The organism is Leclercia sp. Colony189 (genome assembly GCF_009740165.1).
Lineage (GTDB): Bacteria > Pseudomonadota > Gammaproteobacteria > Enterobacterales > Enterobacteriaceae > Enterobacter.
Genome location: NZ_CP046557.1, coordinates 4310728 through 4328847, shown reverse-complemented (window position 1 = coordinate 4328847; position 18120 = coordinate 4310728). Strand labels below are relative to the sequence as shown.

At 56.6% G+C, this 18120-nt stretch carries 16 protein-coding genes; 12 read left to right on the top strand and 4 right to left on the bottom strand.

Translation table 11 applies throughout. The features are described 5' to 3' along the window. Positions 1-137 precede the first annotated feature (137 nt). The 7 genes from mreB to tldD all read left to right on the top strand — a co-directional run bounded on the left by mreB (position 138) and on the right by tldD (position 10182). Positions 138-1181 (top strand): rod shape-determining protein MreB, encoded by a 1044-nt coding sequence (gene mreB / locus GNG29_RS20605; RefSeq protein WP_000913396.1) that lies wholly within the window; start codon positions 138-140, stop codon positions 1179-1181. A gap of 62 nt (positions 1182-1243) precedes the next feature. After that, complete coding sequence (mreC, locus tag GNG29_RS20600; RefSeq protein ID WP_103177231.1) at positions 1244-2260, top strand: rod shape-determining protein MreC; 1017 nt, start codon at positions 1244-1246, stop codon at positions 2258-2260. Continuing rightward, on the top strand, positions 2260-2748 hold the full coding sequence (mreD, locus tag GNG29_RS20595) for a rod shape-determining protein MreD (RefSeq protein WP_103177230.1): 489 nt from the start codon (positions 2260-2262) through the stop codon (positions 2746-2748). Before mreC ends, mreD begins: the two co-directional genes overlap by 1 nt. Before the next feature lie 9 nt (positions 2749-2757). Next, complete coding sequence (locus GNG29_RS20590) at positions 2758-3351, top strand: nucleoside triphosphate pyrophosphatase (protein WP_103177229.1); 594 nt, start codon at positions 2758-2760, stop codon at positions 3349-3351. After that, a complete protein-coding gene (rng, locus tag GNG29_RS20585; protein WP_103177228.1) occupies positions 3341-4810 on the top strand; it encodes a ribonuclease G in 1470 nt (489 codons plus the stop codon). The genes GNG29_RS20590 and rng overlap by 11 nt, the downstream gene beginning before the upstream one ends. 42 nt (positions 4811-4852) lie before the next feature. After that, the gene (yhdP, locus tag GNG29_RS20580) at positions 4853-8650 is read left to right on the top strand and encodes an AsmA2 domain-containing protein YhdP (RefSeq protein WP_156655287.1); all 3798 of its coding nucleotides are present in this window, start codon (positions 4853-4855) and stop codon (positions 8648-8650) included. Positions 8651-8736: 86 nt separating this feature from the next. Continuing rightward, on the top strand, positions 8737-10182 hold the full coding sequence (gene tldD / locus GNG29_RS20575; RefSeq protein ID WP_156655286.1) for a metalloprotease TldD: 1446 nt from the start codon (positions 8737-8739) through the stop codon (positions 10180-10182). A gap of 34 nt (positions 10183-10216) precedes the next feature. On the opposite strand, the gene aaeR is transcribed toward tldD, so the two are convergent. Continuing rightward, the gene (gene aaeR, locus GNG29_RS20570; RefSeq protein WP_103177225.1) at positions 10217-11140 is read right to left on the bottom strand and encodes an HTH-type transcriptional activator AaeR; all 924 of its coding nucleotides are present in this window, start codon (positions 11138-11140) and stop codon (positions 10217-10219) included. A gap of 177 nt (positions 11141-11317) precedes the next feature. On the opposite strand from aaeR, the gene aaeX reads away from it, so the two are divergent. The 5 genes from aaeX to GNG29_RS20545 all read left to right on the top strand — a co-directional run bounded on the left by aaeX (position 11318) and on the right by GNG29_RS20545 (position 16290). After that, positions 11318-11521, top strand: coding sequence for a p-hydroxybenzoic acid efflux pump operon protein AaeX (gene aaeX / locus GNG29_RS20565; RefSeq protein WP_032614553.1), 204 nt, complete (start codon positions 11318-11320; stop codon positions 11519-11521). 7 nt (positions 11522-11528) lie between these two features. After that, positions 11529-12461 carry a p-hydroxybenzoic acid efflux pump subunit AaeA gene (gene aaeA, locus GNG29_RS20560; RefSeq protein ID WP_103180995.1) on the top strand — a complete coding sequence of 311 codons (933 nt, stop codon included), beginning with the start codon at positions 11529-11531 and terminating at the stop codon, positions 12459-12461. A gap of 5 nt (positions 12462-12466) precedes the next feature. Beyond that, entirely contained in the window at positions 12467-14434 is a 1968-nt protein-coding gene (gene aaeB, locus GNG29_RS20555; protein ID WP_103177224.1) for a p-hydroxybenzoic acid efflux pump subunit AaeB, read from the top strand. Between the two features lie 87 nt (positions 14435-14521). Further along, the gene (locus GNG29_RS20550) at positions 14522-15976 is read left to right on the top strand and encodes an NAD-dependent succinate-semialdehyde dehydrogenase (RefSeq protein ID WP_156655285.1); all 1455 of its coding nucleotides are present in this window, start codon (positions 14522-14524) and stop codon (positions 15974-15976) included. 44 nt (positions 15977-16020) lie between these two features. After that, positions 16021-16290: a hypothetical protein gene (locus GNG29_RS20545; RefSeq protein ID WP_103177222.1), complete on the top strand. Its 270-nt coding sequence runs from the start codon at positions 16021-16023 to the stop codon at positions 16288-16290. A gap of 61 nt (positions 16291-16351) precedes the next feature. Here GNG29_RS20545 and yhcN (GNG29_RS20540) read toward each other — a convergent pair whose 3' ends face one another. The 3 genes from yhcN (GNG29_RS20540) to argR all read right to left on the bottom strand — a co-directional run bounded on the left by yhcN (GNG29_RS20540) (position 16352) and on the right by argR (position 17840). Continuing rightward, a complete protein-coding gene (gene yhcN / locus GNG29_RS20540) occupies positions 16352-16615 on the bottom strand; it encodes a peroxide/acid stress response protein YhcN (RefSeq protein ID WP_103177221.1) in 264 nt (87 codons plus the stop codon). 112 nt (positions 16616-16727) lie between these two features. Further along, on the bottom strand, positions 16728-16991 hold the full coding sequence (yhcN, locus tag GNG29_RS20535) for a peroxide/acid stress response protein YhcN (RefSeq protein ID WP_103177220.1): 264 nt from the start codon (positions 16989-16991) through the stop codon (positions 16728-16730). Positions 16992-17369: 378 nt separating this feature from the next. Next, on the bottom strand, positions 17370-17840 hold the full coding sequence (gene argR / locus GNG29_RS20530) for a transcriptional regulator ArgR (RefSeq protein ID WP_103177219.1): 471 nt from the start codon (positions 17838-17840) through the stop codon (positions 17370-17372). Positions 17841-18120: the final 280 nt, after the last annotated feature.

Here is an 18120-nt window from a genome sequence, read left to right as displayed (position 1 = left end):
ACGATTTGTAACAAAGGAAACGTGCTGCACTAATTTTCACCGTAGCAGGCGATTTTTGCGCCTTGTCGCTGCTGCGTGTGGTTGGTAAAGTAAGCGGATTTTGTTTTCCGCCCCAGCTTTCAGGATTATCCCTTAGTATGTTGAAAAAATTTCGTGGCATGTTTTCCAATGACCTGTCCATTGACCTGGGTACCGCGAATACCCTCATTTATGTAAAAGGACAAGGCATCGTACTGAATGAGCCTTCAGTTGTGGCCATTCGTCAGGATCGTGCTGGTTCACCGAAAAGCGTAGCGGCTGTAGGCCATGACGCTAAGCAGATGCTTGGCCGTACGCCGGGTAATATCGCTGCCATTCGTCCGATGAAAGACGGCGTTATCGCTGACTTCTTCGTGACCGAGAAAATGCTTCAGCACTTTATCAAGCAAGTGCACAGCAACAGCTTTATGCGTCCGAGCCCACGTGTTCTGGTGTGCGTGCCGGTTGGCGCTACCCAGGTTGAACGTCGTGCTATTCGTGAATCCGCTCAGGGCGCTGGTGCGCGTGAAGTTTTCCTGATTGAAGAGCCAATGGCGGCGGCAATCGGCGCGGGTCTGCCGGTTTCCGAAGCAACCGGTTCCATGGTGGTGGATATCGGTGGCGGTACCACTGAAGTGGCCGTTATCTCCCTGAATGGTGTGGTTTACTCCTCCTCGGTACGTATCGGTGGCGACCGCTTTGACGAAGCCATCATTAACTACGTTCGCCGTAACTACGGCTCTCTGATCGGTGAAGCCACCGCAGAGCGTATCAAGCACGAAATCGGTTCTGCTTATCCGGGTGATGAAGTTCGCGAGATCGAAGTTCGCGGCCGTAACCTTGCAGAAGGGGTTCCGCGTGGCTTTACCCTGAATTCCAATGAGATCCTCGAAGCGCTGCAGGAGCCGTTAACCGGTATCGTCAGCGCCGTCATGGTTGCCCTCGAGCAGTGCCCGCCGGAACTGGCTTCCGATATCTCCGAGCGCGGTATGGTTCTGACCGGTGGTGGTGCGCTGCTGCGTAACCTCGACCGCCTGTTGATGGAAGAGACAGGAATTCCTGTCGTAGTTGCAGAAGATCCACTGACTTGCGTAGCCCGTGGCGGCGGCAAGGCGCTGGAGATGATCGACATGCACGGCGGCGACTTGTTCAGCGAAGAGTAGTCAGGTGTGAAAGGGTAGCGGATGGCTACCCTTTCTCTCTGACGCGAGAGTACGCATAGCCTATGAAGCCAATTTTTAGCCGTGGCCCGTCGCTACAGTTTCGCCTCATCCTTGGGGTGTTGGTAGCGCTTGGTGTCATTATTGCCGATAGCCGCCTCGGTACGTTCAGCCAGATCAGAACGTACATGGATACCGCCGTCAGTCCTTTCTATTTTGTATCAAATGGTCCCCGTGAATTACTCGACAGCGTTTCGCAAACTCTGTCCTCACGCGATCAACTCGAACTTGAAAACCGCGCGTTACGTCAGGAACTGCTGCTGAAAAACAGCGAACTGCTGATGCTGGGCCAGTACAAGCAGGAGAATGCCCGTCTGCGCGAGCTGCTGGGCTCCCCGCTGCGTCAGGATGAGCAGAAGATGGTGACCCAGGTGATCTCCACCGTTAACGATCCGTACAGCGATCAGGTGGTCATCGACAAAGGCAGCGTTAATGGCGTCTACGAAGGCCAGCCTGTCATCAGCGATAAAGGCGTCGTCGGCCAGGTGGTAGCCGTTGCTAAGCTCACCAGCCGCGTATTGCTGATTTGCGATGCGACCCATGCGCTGCCGATCCAGGTTCTGCGTAACGACATCCGCGTGATCGCCGCCGGTAACGGTTGTACGGACGATCTACAGCTGGAACATCTGCCGGCGAATACCGATATTCGCGTGGGTGACGTACTGGTGACCTCCGGTCTCGGCGGGCGTTTCCCGGAAGGGTACCCGGTTGGGGTGGTCTCCTCCGTGAAGCTGGATACTCAGCGCGCGTATACGGTGATTCAGGCACGTCCTACCGCGGGCTTACAGCGTCTGCGCTATCTGCTGCTGTTGTGGGGCGCCGATCGTAACGGTAGCAATCCCATGACGCCGGAAGAGGTGCACCGCGTGGCGAATGAACGTCTGATGCAGATGATGCCGCAGGTTCTGCCTGCGCCAAACTCCATGGGGCCGCCTGCGCCAGTTCCTGCGCCAGCGACAGGGCTGACCCAGCCACCGCCTGATGCGCCGCCGCCACCGCAACTCTCTCCGGGAGGGCAATAGTGGCAAGCTACCGTAGCCAGGGACGCTGGGTTATCTGGCTCTCGTTTTTGATCGCGCTGTTGCTGCAAGTCATGCCCTGGCCGGACGACATTCTCGTTTTCCGGCCAAACTGGGTGCTGCTGATTTTGCTCTACTGGATCCTCGCTCTGCCGCACCGCGTAAATGTGGGCACAGGTTTTGTGATGGGTGCCATACTGGATCTGATCAGTGGCTCGACGCTTGGCGTACGCGCGCTGTCCATGAGTATCATCGCATACCTGGTCGCACTGAAATATCAGCTCTTTCGTAATCTGGCGCTCTGGCAACAGGCGCTGGTGGTGATGTTGTTATCCATGGCCGCGGATATCATTGTTTTCTGGGCAGAGTTTTTAGTGATCAACGTCTCTTTCCGTCCGGAAGTGTTCTGGAGTAGTGTAGTAAACGGTGTGCTCTGGCCATGGCTGTTCCTGTTGATGCGTAAGGTCCGCCAGCAATTTGCCGTGCAATAAAAGGTTTCTATGACGTCTTTATATCTCGCTTCCGGCTCCCCGCGCCGTCAGGAGTTGCTCACGCAGTTGGGTCTCTCTTTTGAACGTATCGTTACCGGCATTGAGGAAAAACGGGCTGAGGGCGAAAGCGCTCAGCAGTATGTCTCTCGCCTGGCGCGGGAGAAAGCGCAGGCTGGCGTGGCGCAGGTGCCGCGCGATTTACCGGTGCTGGGTGCAGATACCATCGTGATCCTTAACGGTGAAGTCCTCGAGAAACCTCACGACGGCGAGCATGCCTTCAGGATGCTGCGCAAATTGTCCGGACAAACGCATCAGGTGATGACCGCCGTCGCGCTGGCTGACCGTCAGCACGTGCTCGACTGTCTGGTTGTCACCGATGTCACGTTCAGAGTACTCACAGATGAGGATATCGCCGGTTATATCACCAGCGGTGAACCTATGGATAAAGCAGGTGCATACGGTATTCAAGGGTTGGGTGGCTGTTTTGTCAGGAAGATCAATGGCAGCTATCACGCCGTAGTCGGCTTACCGCTGGTGGAAACGTATGAGTTGCTGAGCAATTTTAACTCACTGCGTGAGGGAAGGGATAATTATGACGGCTGAATTGTTGGTAAACGTAACGCCATCGGAAACCCGTGTGGCCTATATTGATGGCGGCATTCTTCAGGAAATCCATATTGAGCGCGAAGCGCGACGCGGAATAGTAGGCAATATCTACAAAGGTCGTGTCAGTCGTGTACTACCGGGTATGCAGGCGGCATTTGTAGATATTGGACTCGATAAAGCGGCATTTTTACACGCCTCGGATATCATGCCGCACACCGAATGCGTGGCGGGAGAAGAGCAGAAGCAGTTTACCGTCCGTGATATCTCCGAGCTGGTGCGTCAGGGCCAGGATCTGATGGTGCAGGTGGTGAAAGATCCGCTGGGCACCAAAGGGGCGCGCCTGACCACCGACATTACCTTACCCTCCCGTTATCTGGTCTTTATGCCTGGCGCGTCACACGTTGGCGTCTCCCAGCGTATCGAAAGTGAAAGCGAGCGCGAACGGCTGAAAAAAGTCGTCAGTGCTTACTGCGATGAGCAGGGCGGCTTTATCATTCGCACCGCCGCAGAGGGGATTAGCGAAGAGGATCTGGCCTCGGATGCCGCCTACCTGAAACGCGTCTGGACCAAAGTGATGGAGCGTAAAAAACGCAACCAGACCCGCTGTCAGCTGTACGGTGAACTGGCGCTGGCCCAGCGCGTCCTGCGTGACTTCGCCGATGCCCAGCTCGATCGCATCCGCGTCGACTCCCGTCTGACCTATGATGCGCTGCTCGAATTCACTGCGGAGTACATTCCTGAAATGCCGGGCCTGCTGGAGCACTACACCGGCAAACAGCCCATCTTCGATCTCTACGACGTTGAGAACGAAATTCAGCGCGCGCTGGAGCGTAAGGTCGAGCTGAAGTCCGGCGGCTATCTGATTATCGACCAGACCGAAGCGATGACCACCGTGGATATCAACACCGGGGCGTTTGTCGGGCATCGCAATCTGGACGACACCATTTTCAACACCAATATTGAAGCGACGCAGGCCATTGCGCGTCAGCTTCGTCTGCGCAATCTGGGTGGCATCATCATCATCGACTTTATCGATATGAGTAACGAAGACCACCGCCGTCGCGTGCTGCATTCGCTGGAGCAGGCGCTGAGTAAAGATCGCGTGAAAACCAGCATTAACGGCTTTTCCCAGCTTGGGCTGGTAGAAATGACCCGCAAGCGCACCCGTGAAAGCGTGGAGCATGTGCTGTGTAACGAGTGCCCAACCTGCCATGGTCGCGGCACGGTGAAGACGGTAGAGACGGTTTGCTACGAGATCATGCGTGAGATCGTTCGCGTGCATCACGCCTACGACTCCGACCGTTTCCTGGTCTATGCTTCTCCTTCGGTGGCGGAAGCCCTGAAAGGGGAAGAGTCACACGCTCTGGCGGAAGTGGAAATCTTTGTCGGCAAACAGGTAAAAGTACAAATCGAGCCGCTCTATAACCCGGAGCAGTTTGACGTGGTAATGATGTAAAACGCAGCGTGCTGCGAGAAAACGGCTGACAAGGAGAGACGCGTGAGGCGATTGCCGGGGATTTTACTGCTTACAGGGGCAACGCTGATAGTGATTGTCGCGCTGCTGGTAAGCGGGCTGCGTCTCGTATTGCCGCATCTGGACAACTGGCGCCCGCAGCTGCTGGCGAAGATCGAATCCGCGACCGGTGTGCCCGTCGCGGCCAGCCAGCTCAACGCGAGCTGGCAAAACTTTGGCCCGACCCTGGAAGTGCGCGACATCAACGCGCAGCTGAAGGATGGCGGCCACGTTAAGATTAAGCGTGTGACCCTGGCGCTGGATGTCTGGCAAAGCCTGCTGCACCTGCGCTGGCAGTTTCGCGATCTCACCTTCTATCAGCTGCAATTTCTGACCAACACCCCGCTGCGCAGCGACGATCGGGGCGAAGGCTTCGAAGCCAACCGCATCAGCGATCTCTTTCTGCGCCAGTTCGATCATTTCGATCTGCGCGACAGCGAGATAAGCTTTATCACCCTTTCCGGGCAGCGTGCCGAGCTGGCGATCCCCCAGTTAACCTGGCTCAACGGCAAAGAGCGCCATCGCGCCGAAGGCCAGGTCAGCCTCTCCAGCCTGAACGGACAGCACGGCGTGATGCAGGTGCGTATGGATCTGCGTGACGACAATGGCCTGCTGAATAACGGTAAAGTGTGGATGCAGGCCGACGACGTGGACGTCAAACCCTGGCTGGGAGAGTGGCTGCAGCAGGACATGCAGCTCGAAACCGCGCGCTTTAGCATTGAAGGCTGGATGACCCTCACCAACGGCCAGTTCGCCAGCGGCGATCTCTGGCTAAAGCAGGGCGGCGCCACCTGGCCGGGGGAAACGCATCAGCATCAGCTCTCTGTGGATAATCTCACCGCCCATGTGACCCGTGCCAATGAGGGCTGGCAGTTCGCCATTCCGGATACCCGTATCACCCTGGATGACAAAGCCTGGCCACGCGGGGCCTTGTCGCTGGCCTGGATCCCGGCGCAGGATGTGGGCGGCGTTGACAGTAAACGCAGCGATGAACTGCGCATTCGCGCCAGCAATCTGGAGCTGTCTGGCCTTGAGGGGCTACGGACCCTTGCGGCGAAACTCTCTCCGGCGCTGGGCGAAGTCTGGCAGGCCACCCAGCCGGTGGGGGCGATCAACGCCCTGGCACTGGATATTCCGCTGCAGGCAACAGAAAAAACCCGCTTCAACATTGCCTGGACCGATCTCGCCTGGAAGCAGTGGGAGATGTTGCCGGGCGCCGAGCATTTTAGCGGCACGCTGGAAGGCAGCATGGAAGATGGCCGTCTGGTGGCCCATATGCGTGACGCGAAAATGCCGTATGAAACGGTCTTCCGCGCGCCGCTGGAAATTGAAAAAGGGACCGCCACCCTCCACTGGCTGAAGAACGAGAAAGGTTTCCAGCTCGACGGGCGCGACATCGACGTGAAAGCCAAAGCGGTGCATGCCCGGGGTGATTTCCGCTATCTGCAACCGGCGGGCGATGAGCCCTGGCTGGGGATCCTGGCGGGCATCAGCACCGACGACGGCTCACAGGCCTGGCGCTATTTTCCTGAAAACCTGATGGGTAAAGCGCTGGTGGACTATTTGAGCGGCGCCATTCAGGGCGGGCAGGCGGACAACGCCACCCTGGCGTATGGCGGCAATCCGCATCTCTTCCCCTACAAGCACAACGAAGGGCAGTTCCAGGTGTTGGTGCCGCTACGCAACGCCACCTATGCCTTCCAGCCTGACTGGCCGGCGCTGAAAAACCTCGATATTGAGCTCAACTTCATCAATGACGGCTTGTGGATGAAAACCGACGGCGTGGCGCTGGGCGGCGTGAAGGCCAGCAACCTGACGGCGGTGATCCCCGATTATTCAAAAGAAAAACTGCTGATCGACGCCGATATCAACGGGCCTGGAAAAGCCGTTGGACCCTATTTTGACGAGACGCCGTTAGACGATTCGCTGGGCGCCACGCTCCAGCAGCTCCAGCTGGATGGCGATGTGAATGCTCGCTTACATCTGGATATCCCGCTGGACGGCACCATGACCACCGCAGAAGGCGACGTCAGGTTGAAAAATAACAGCCTGTTCATCAAGCCGCTGAACAGCACGTTGAAAAACCTGACCGGCCAGTTCAGCTTCGTGAATGGCGATCTGAAAAGCGGGCCGCTGACCGCAAACTGGTTCAGCCAGCCGGTGAAGATCGATTTCTCCACCACCGAGGGCGAGAAAGCCTACCAGGTGGCGGTCAATATGGATGCCAGCTGGCAACCTTCGCGGATGGATGTGCTGCCCAAAGTGGTCAGCCAGTCCCTTGAAGGCCGTGTACCGTGGAACGGCAAGGTGGCGATCGATCTGCCTTATCGTGGCACCCCGCATTACAAAGTGGACATCAGCGGCGACCTGAAAAGCGTCAGCAGCGATCTGCCTTCTCCCCTGAACAAGCGCGCAGGCGAGCCGCTGCCGGTGAAGCTAAATGTCGACGGGGATCTCAACAGCTTTACCCTGACCGGCAACGCCAGCGGGACAAATCACTTTAACAGCCGCTGGCTGCTGAACCGTAAGCTGACGCTGGATCGCGCCATCTGGACCACCGACAGCCGCACCCTGCCGCCGCTGCCGGAGCAGGCGGGTATAGAGCTCAACCTGCCGCCGATGGACGGGGCAGAATGGCTGGCGCTTTTCCAGCGCGGGGTGGGGCAAAATGTGGATGAAGCGGCGCAGTTCCCGCAACACATCACGGTGCGCACGCCAGCGCTGACGCTGGGCGGGCAGCAGTGGAATAACCTGAGCATTGTCTCGCAGCCCACCCTCAACGGTTCGAAAATCGATGCCCAGGGACGGGAGATCAACGCCAGCCTGCTGATGCGTGACACCGCGCCGTGGCAGGCGCAGATCCGCTATCTCTATTACAATCCGGCCTCCGTCACCGCCGGGACAAGCAATAACGTCTCGCCGTTATCCAGTACCTCACGAATCGATTTTAGCGGCTGGCCTGACCTACAGCTGCGCTGCGCCGAGTGCTGGCTCTGGGGACAGAAGTATGGCCGAGTTAATGGCGATTTCACCATCAAGGGCGATACCCTGACCCTGGCGGGAGGGTTGATTGATACCGGCTTCGGGCGCCTGACCGCCAACGGCGAATGGGTGAACGGCGTCCGCGAGAAGCGCACCTCTCTGAAGGGGCAAATTAAGGGCAACAAGCTGGATGCCGCCGCTAACTATTTTGGCGTCACGACCCCGATTCGCGGTTCATCGTTTGATGTCGATTACGATCTGCACTGGCGCGACATGCCCTGGAAGCCTGACGAAGCCTCGCTTAACGGCATTCTGAAAACGCGGCTGGGGAGAGGTGAAATCGCCGATCTCAGCACCGGCCATGCAGGGCAACTGTTGCGGTTACTCAGTTTCGACGCCCTGCTGCGCAAGCTGCGCTTTGACTTCAACGATACCTTTAATGAAGGCTTCTACTTCGACTCGATCCGCAGCACCGCGTGGATCAAAGATGGCGTATTGCACACCGACGATACGCTGGTGGACGGGCTGGAAGCAGATATCGCCATGAAAGGCTCCGTCAATCTGGTGCGTCGTGAGCTGGATATGGAAGCGGTGGTGGCGCCGGAAATTTCCGCCACCGTCGGCGTGGCGGCGGCCTTTGCCGTTAACCCGATTGTGGGCGCGGCGGTGTTTGCCGCCAGTAAAGTGCTGGGGCCGCTGTGGAGCAAAGTCTCCATTCTGCGCTATCACATTACCGGCCCGGTGGATAAACCGCAGATTAATGAAGTGCTGCGTCAGCCTCGCAAAGATGCACAGCAATGATTTGACGCGGGCAATTAATTGCCTCACTCTCAATAGATAAGATCTTAGATACGTCCTGTGGACGGCAACGAACGAGTAGCAAAACGATGAGTCTGAACCTGGTAAGTGAACATCTGCTGGCAGCGAACGGCCTGAGCCATCAGGACCTCTTTTCCATTCTTGGTCAACTGACCGAACGCCGTCTCGACTACGGCGATCTCTACTTTCAGTCGAGCTATCACGAATCCTGGGTTTTAGAAGACAGCATCATCAAAGATGGCTCGTATAACATCGACCAGGGCGTCGGCGTACGTGCCGTTAGCGGTGAGAAAACCGGTTTTGCCTATGCGGACCAGGTTAGCCTGACCGCGCTGGAACAGAGCGCGCAGGCGGCCCGCACCATCGTGCGCGAAAGTGGCGATGGCCGGGTGAAAACCCTGGGTGAAGTGCAGCACTCTGCGCTCTATACCAGCGTCGATCCGCTGCAAAGCATGAGTCGTGAAGAGAAGCTGGATATCCTGCGCCGGGTGGACAAAGTCGCCCGCGCGGAAGACAAGCGCGTACAGGAAGTCTCGGCCAGCCTGAGCGGCGTATATGAGCTGATTCTGGTGGCGGCAACCGACGGCACCCTGGCCGCCGACGTGCGTCCGCTGGTGCGTCTCTCCGTCAGCGTGCTGGTGGAAGAGGATGGCAAACGCGAGCGCGGCTCCAGCGGCGGCGGCGGTCGTTTCGGTTATGAATGGTTCCTCAATCCGGTGGATGGCGAAGTGCGTGCCGACGCCTGGGCGAAAGAGGCGGTGCGCATGGCGCTGGTTAACCTCTCTGCCGTGGCGGCGCCTGCGGGTACGCTGCCGGTAGTGCTGGGTGCAGGCTGGCCTGGTGTACTGCTGCACGAAGCGGTAGGCCACGGTCTGGAAGGCGACTTCAACCGCCGCGGCACCTCTGTGTTCAGCGGTCAGGTAGGGGAGCTGGTAGCCTCGGAACTCTGTACCGTAGTGGATGATGGCACCATGACCGATCGTCGTGGCTCGATCTCCATCGACGATGAAGGCACGCCGGGCCAGTACAACGTGCTGATCGAAAACGGCATCCTGAAAGGCTATATGCAGGACAAGCTGAATGCGCGCCTGATGGGCGTCGCGCCAACCGGCAATGGCCGTCGCGAATCCTACGCGCACCTGCCGATGCCGCGTATGACCAATACCTATATGCTGGCGGGTAAATCCACGCCGCAGGAAATTATCGAATCCGTTGATTACGGGATCTACGCGCCGAACTTCGGCGGTGGCCAGGTGGATATCACCTCCGGTAAATTTGTCTTCTCAACCTCAGAAGCCTATCTGATTGAGAAGGGCAAAGTGACCAAAGCGGTGAAAGGCGCCACCCTGATTGGCTCCGGCATCGAAGCGATGCAGCAGATCTCAATGGTGGGTAACGATCTGAAGCTGGATAACGGCGTCGGTGTCTGCGGTAAAGAGGGGCAGAGCCTGCCGGTAGGCGTCGGTCAGCCAACCCTGAAAGTGGATAACCTGACCGTCGGTGGTACTGCGTAATCTTTTCATCCTGACCCTCTCCCGCGGGAGAGGGTTACTCCTTCCTTCCCCGCATCTCCTGAAACAGCGTCGCCACCTGCACAAAATAGTCCGTCAGATAGTTAATGCACACCTGCACCTTCAGCGGCAGCTTATCCTTTTCGGTATAGACCGCGTAAACCGGGCGTGGATCCGACTGATAGCGCGGGAAGAGGATCTCCAGCTCGCCGCTGTTGATCTCGTTGATCACCCACATCAGCGGCACATAGGCGATCCCGGCTCCAGCCACCAGCCAGCGGGAGATGGTCATCGGATCGTTAGTGACAAAACGCCCCTGCGGCAGCAGCTTTGTTGACAGACCCTCTGGCGCAGTCAGCTCAAATTCATTATCCGGCCGCACGCTGTACTCCAGCCAGGCGTGATTGCTGAGGTCCGCCGGTTTTTCCGGGATACCCGCTCTGGCGAGGTATTTTTTCGCCGCGCACACCACCATCGGCATGCTCCCCAGACGACGCGAAAAGAGGCTCGAATCCTGCAAAGCCCCGACGCGGATCACCACATCCAGGCCATCGGCGATCAGATCCGGAGCGGGAATACCGGTGACCAGATTAACCGTCAGCCCCGGATACTCCTGCAACATCTCAGCGGTCATTTCAGCCAGGACATTTTGTGCCATAGTTGAAGAGCAGCCGATGCGCAGCGTGCCGATGGGGGTGTTATTGAAGGCGTAGAGTTGCTCATGTACCGACTGGGCTTCATACAACATTCGCCGGCAGCCCTGATAATAGATTTTCCCTGCCTCCGTCAGGCCGAGGCTGCGCGTGCTGCGGTTGAGAAGCTTCACCTGGAGGTCATCTTCCAGTTTGGCAACGGTCTGGCTGATAGAAGAGACGCTCATCTGTAGTTGCCTGGCCGCGGCGGTAAAGGAGCCCAGCTCAACGACTTTGGCAAAAACTGACATCCGTTTTAGACGTTCCATTATTCACTCTGGCTTAAAAGTGATTTAGATCACATATGATAGATAACAGCATAACAGTTACGCTAATATATTATTAATACATTATAGCTACGCCACTCTCGCCCGGCTTTTCTGGCCACTTCTGCGGTGGTGTACGCTGAATAATTCTTTCGCCTGCTCGCTCTAATCAAGGTCAACATGAGTCTGTTTCCCGTTATCGTGGTGTTCGGTTTGTCGTTCCCACCGATATTCTTCGAACTGCTTTTATCACTGGCGATTTTTTGGCTGGTGCGAAAGGTGCTGGCTCCAACCGGGATCTATGATTTCGTCTGGCACCCTGCATTGTTTAATTCCGCGCTCTATTGCTGCCTGTTCTATCTGGTATCGCGCCTGTTTGTTTGAGGTTGATGTGAAAACACTAACAAGAAAAATCTCCCGTACCGCCATTACCGTGGCACTGGTCATCCTCGCGTTCATCGCTATTTTTCGCGCGTGGGTCTATTACACTGAGTCACCGTGGACGCGTGATGCGCGTTTTAGCGCTGACATCGTCGCCATCGCCCCCGATGTGGCGGGGCTGATCACCGCCGTCAATGTGCATGACAACCAGCTGGTCAAAAAGGATCAGGTGCTGTTTACCATCGACCAGCCTCGTTACCGGAAAGCGCTGGAACAAGCCGAAGCGGATGTCTCATACTACGAGGCGTTGGCGGCGGAAAAACGTCGTGAGGCTGGGCGCCGTAATAAGCTGGGGGTGCAGGCGATGTCCCGCGAGGAGATTGACCAGTCCAACAACGTGCTGCAAACCGTACTGCATCAGCTGGCGAAGTCCGAGGCCACCCGCGATCTGGCGAAGCTCGATCTCGAGCGCACCGTCATCCGCGCGCCGTCCGATGGCTGGGTGACCAACCTCAACGTCTATACCGGTGAATTTATTACCCGCGGCTCCACCGCCGTGGCACTGGTGAAACAGCACTCCTTCTATGTACTCGCCTATATGGAAGAGACCAAACTGGAAAATGTCCGTCCGGGTTACCGGGCGGAGATCACTCCCCTTGGCAGCAACCAGGTGCTGAAAGGTACTGTCGACAGCATAGCGGCAGGGGTGACTAACGCCAGCGCCACCCGCGACGGCAAAGGGATGGCGACGGTAGATTCCAATCTGGAGTGGGTGCGTCTGGCGCAGCGTGTGCCGGTGCGTATTCGTCTGGATGCACAGCAGGGCGACCTGTGGCCAGCAGGAACGACGGCGACGGTGGTGATCACCGGTGAGAAAGATCGGGATGCACGCCACGATTCGCTGTTCCGCAAAATTGCCCACCGTCTGCGCGAGTTTGGTTAATCGCCATGGGTATCTTTTCCATCGCCAACCAGCACCTGCGCTTCGCGATTAAGCTGGCTTTCGCCATCGTGCTGGCGCTGTTTGTCGGGTTTCATTTTCAGCTGGAAACGCCCCGCTGGGCGGTGCTGACGGCCGCGATTGTCGCCGCCGGCCCGGCGTTTGCCGCAGGCGGTGAGCCTTACTCCGGCGCCATCCGCTATCGCGGGATGCTGCGTATCGTCGGCACCTTTATCGGCTGTATCGCGGCGCTCACCATCGTGATCCTGATGATCCGCACCCCGCTATTGATGCTGATGGTGTGCTGTATCTGGGCCGGTTTTTGTACCTGGATCTCCTCCCTGGTGCGGGTGGAGAACTCCTACGCCTGGGGCCTTTCAGGCTATACGGCGCTGATTATTATCATCACCATTCAGGCCAATCCCCTGCTGGCCCCACAGTTTGCCGTAGAGCGCTGCAGTGAGATCGTGATGGGGATCGTCTGCGCGATCGTGGCGGATCTGCTCTTCTCTCCCCGCTCGATCAAACAGGAGGTGGATCGCGAGCTGGATGCGCTGATCGTTGCCCAGTATCAACTCATGCAGCTGTGCATCGAGCACGGCGACAGTGAAGAGGTCGATAACGCCTGGAGCGCGCTGGTGCGTCGTACCACCGCGCTGGAGGGGATGCGCAGCAACCTCAATATGGAGTCGTCGCGCTGGTCGCGGGCAAACCGCCGCCTGAAGGCACTTAATACCGTCTCCTTAACCCTCATCACCCAGGCCTGTGAAACCTATCTGATCCAGAACACGCGCCCCGAGGCGATCACCGGGACCTTCCGCGAGCTGTTTGCCACCCCCGTTGCCACTGCTCAGGACGTGCATAAGCAGCTCAAACGCATGCGCCGGGTCATCGCCTGGACCGGTGAACGCGATACCCCGGTCACCATCTATACCTGGGTCGGCGCGGCGACGCGCTACCTGCTGCTCAAACGCGGCGTTATCGGCAACACTAAAATAAGCGCCACCGAAGAGGAGGTGTTGCAGGGGGAAGTGGTGGTAAAAGCCGAGTCGGCGGAGCGCCACCATGCGATGGTTAACTTCTGGCGTACCACGATCGCCTGTATGCTGGGGACGCTTTTCTGGCTCTGGACCGGCTGGACCTCCGGCAGCGGCGCGATGGTGATGATCGCGGTGGTCACCTCGCTGGCGATGCGACTGCCTAATCCCCGGATGGTGGCGCTCGATTTTCTGTACGGCACCCTGGCGGCGTTGCCGATTGGCGCTTTCTATTTCCTGGTGGTCCTCCCGTCAACCCAGCAAAGCATGCTGTTGCTCTGTCTGAGTCTCGCGGTTATGGCCTTCTTTATTGGTATCGAGGTACAGAAGCGACGCCTGGGATCGCTGGGGGCCCTGGCCAGTACCATCAATATTCTGGTCCTGGATAACCCGATGACGTTCCACTTCAGCCAGTTTCTCGACAGCGCGCTGGGACAGATTGTCGGCTGCTTCCTGGCGATGATGGTGATCCTGCTGGTGCGCGATAACTCTCAGGCCCGAACCGGACGCGTGCTGCTGAACCAGTTCGTTTCTGCCGCCGTCTCGGCGATGACCACTAATACCGCCCGACGTAAAGAGAACCATCTGCCTGCGCTCTATCAGCAGCTCTTTTTACTGCTGAACAAGTTCCCGGGCGATCTGGCGAAATTCCGCCTGGCCCTGACGCTGATCATCGCCCATCAGCGTCTGCGCAACGCGCCGATTCCGGTGAATGACGATCTCTCTGCGTTCCACCGCCAGCTGCGCCGTACTGCCGATCATGTGATTTCAGCCTCCAGCGACGATAAGCGCCGGCGCTATTTCACGCAGCTGCTGGCGGAGCTGGAAATCTATCAGGAAAAACTGCGTATCTGGGAGGCGCCGCGACAGGTGACCGAACCGGTGCAGCGGCTGGTGGGCATGCTGCATCGATACCAGAATGCCCTGACCGACAGCTAATCCTTCCGAAAACCGACGCCATAAGCGTCGGTTTTTTTGTGACTATACTTATCCTGGCGAGGACATAAACTCAAAATGGGAGGATACATGACTACCCAGTCTCTTCAGGATAGTGCGCTATTTCAGACCGGATATTTAGTCGATGGCGTATGGAAAACGCTCGATACCACATTCGATGTACTTAACCCGTCGACCGGGGCTGTGGTAGCCCAGGTGGCAAAAGCAGGCAAGAAAGAGACCGAAGAGGCCATCGCCGCCGCGAGCCGGGCTTTCCCGGCCTGGCGTGCAAAAACCGCTAAAGAGCGTTCGGCCATCCTCTATCGCTGGTATGAATTAATCATTGAAAACAAGCAGTGGCTTGGCCAGCTGATGACCACCGAGCAGGGCAAACCGCTGAAAGAGGCGGAAGGGGAAGTGGAGTACGCGGCCAGTTTCATCCAGTGGTTTGCCGAGCAGGCCAAACGCGCCAACGGCGAAATCATCCCTCCTGTTAAACCCGGCTCCCGCATTCTTGCCACCCGCGAACCCATTGGCGTGGTGGCGGCTATCACGCCGTGGAACTTCCCGATGGCGATGCTGACCCGCAAGCTGGGCCCGGCGCTGGCGGCAGGCTGTACCGGCGTGATCAAACCGGCTAATAACACGCCGCTGAGCGCCTTTGCGCTGCTCACTCTGGCTAAAAAAGCGGGGGTCCCGGATGGCGTACTCAACGCGGTGGCGGGAAATACCGCTGAGATAAGCGACGCGATCATGTATAGCCCTGAGGTGCGCAAAATCTCCTTTACCGGCTCGACGGCGGTGGGCAAAACCCTGATGCGCAATGCCGCCGAGACCATGAAAAAAGTGTCGATGGAGCTGGGCGGGAATGCGCCTTATATCGTCTTTGACGATGCCGATATCGATGCGGCGGTGAAAGGGGCAATAGCCAATAAATTCCGTAACGCGGGGCAGGTCTGCGTCAGCGTTAACCGCTTCTATATTCAGGAGTCGGTGTATGAGGCGTTTGTCAGCAAACTCGTCGCTGCCGTAAACGACTTAAAAGTGGGTGACGGTCTGGAAGAGGGGACCGTTGTCGGGCCGTTGATTGAACCTGCCGCAGTGAAAAAAGTGCGTGAGCATGTGGAGGATGCCGTCGCCAAAGGGGCGACGGTGCTGGCGGGCGGCAAAGCCCATGCTCTCGGCGGCAACTTCTGGCAACCGACGGTGCTGGCAGACTGCCATGAAGGGATGACGCTTGCCAGCGAAGAGACCTTCGGACCCGTGGCGGCCTGCTTCCGTTTCACCTCTGAAGAGGAGGTGATCCAGCGCGCCAACAATACACCGTTTGGCCTGGCTGCCTATTTCTATACTCAGAATTTGCAGCGGGTGTTCCGCGTTTCACAGGCCCTTGAGAGCGGGATGATCGGCATAAACGAGTGCGCGGTATCCACGGAGCTTGGGCCTTTTGGCGGGGTGAAAGAGTCGGGGCTGGGCCGCGAAGGGTCAGTGCTGGGGCTGGAGGAGTTCCTGGAAGTCAAAACCCTGCATATCGGGGGATTATAATTGGCAGAGCGGCAGAAGCCGCTCACCTGGACGGGGTGGCTGGCATGAATATCTATACGTTTGATTTTGATGAAATTGACAGTCAGGAGGCGTTCTACCGTGAGTTTTCACGGACCTTCGGTATAGGGCAAGAGAGGGTGACGGATCTGGACTCCCTGTGGGAAATAGTGACCAGCAGCCAGTTGCCGCTACCGCTTGAAATCGAATTCATCCATTTACCGGAAAAGCTGCGCAGACGCTTTGGGGCGCTGATCCTGCTGTTTGATGAGGCGGAAGAGGAGCTGGAGGGGCAGATTCGCTTTAACGTACATTAGTGCAGGATATAAAAAAGCCCCTGCGAAGCAGGGGCAAGTCGTATATCAATACGACGAGGGTTTATTTGTACAACTCAGCGGTCGCGTGCCAGTGGTCACCGGTGTTGAGCTCAGTAACGCGATAGCTGCTGGCGCCCGCTTTTTCAGCTTTTGCGGCCAGAGCCTGACGGACATCCATCGGCGAGCCGGCCACTTCACTTACGGAGATGCTCCCCATAGATTGCAGGCCTTGCGCCTGGTCGGCGTTTACCTGATGTACAGCAGCGCTGGCACCAAATGAGAGAACGGAAGCGAAACCAGCGGCGATAATTAATTTAGTGTTCATAGTCTTTACTCCTGGAGTGCAGGCTCAACGGCAAGAAGGGTTGTGCTGCTATTTTTATGCCTGGTGCCGTTGAACAGAGATATCGGGTAGTACGGGTAATACTCGGTACGACTTATTTGTACAGCTCAGCAGTTGCATGCCAGTGGTCACCTGTACGCGCTTCGATAACGCGATAGGAAGAGGCACCCTGTTCCTGCGCTTTTTTGTTCAGCATCTGGTTCATGTCCATCGGAGAGGTTCCGATCGCACCGATAGAAACGGTACCGATAGATTCACGAGACTGAGCCTGCTCGGCGTTGATCGCATCAGCAGCAAAGGCGCCGAAAGACAGGACAGAGAGAATGCTTAGTGTGGCTACGGTAGTTTTGATTTTCATGATTCTTTTCCTCGTCATATTCTTTTACTGGGGTCGTCGTTTCGTGACCCTCATCACAAAATCAAGTATACACTAATAACGACATAAATTAATACCATGCTAATTGTTTCTTGGGTGATCAAGAATTAAACAAGGGATTTTATATAACTAAGAGAAATAAAAAGCAGGGAGATAAGCGGGGCTTGAGCAGTTATTTCTATTGAAATTAATAAGATACGTAACTTTGATTATTTGTGCGATCTTGTGGTTTATCATTCGCTGTGTAAAAGCAATGAGGCAGAAAAACGCACTATTTGTTAAATTACAGATAACAGATTGTAGGGTGAAACGGGGCGGGAGCAGAAGGTTCCCCGCCGCGAGCGGCGGCAGGGAAGAGGATCAGAGTTCCTGTTCGAACAGTACCAGAATGGCTTCGTAGAGATCTTTCACGGAGAAACCATTGGCCGGGGTCGTGAAGATGGTGTCGTCACCGGCAATAGTGCCGAGGATACCTTCCGCTTTACCCAGCGAGTCGAGCAGGCGCGCAATCAGTTGTGCCGCACCCGGGCTGGTGTGGATCACCACCACAGCTTCGTTATAGTCGATATCCAGTACCAGATTCTTCAGCGGGCTCGAGGTGGTCGGGACGCCCAGTTCGGCTGGCAGACAGTAGACCATCTCCATTTTGGCGTTGCGGGTACGCACCGCGCCGAACTTGGTTAACATGCGGGAGACTTTCGACTGGTTGATGTTTTCAAAACCCTCATCCTGTAGAGCCTGGACAATCTCCCCCTGGGAACTAAATTTTTCTTCTTTAAGCAGCGCTTTAAACGCTTTAACCAATTCTTCTTGTTTAGAAGAGATTCGCATAAATCACCCGAAATATAGCGGTAGAAACAACATTATTATGCACATGGATGAATTTTTATGCAAATTATCTGCCCAATCTTAGGCTGAAATAATGTTATGAAAGGGAGTAATTTTATCAAAATTCGTTATCAAGGAACATGCCTGCGTCACGCCTCGCAAATAAGCTTAAAAGTAAATTAAATGTTATCAAATTGATGTTGTTTTGGTGGCTGGCGAGGGTGTATTGTAACCACCTCTTGATTCGTTGCTTAGTTATCGCATAACGCCCGATAGCTTTCCG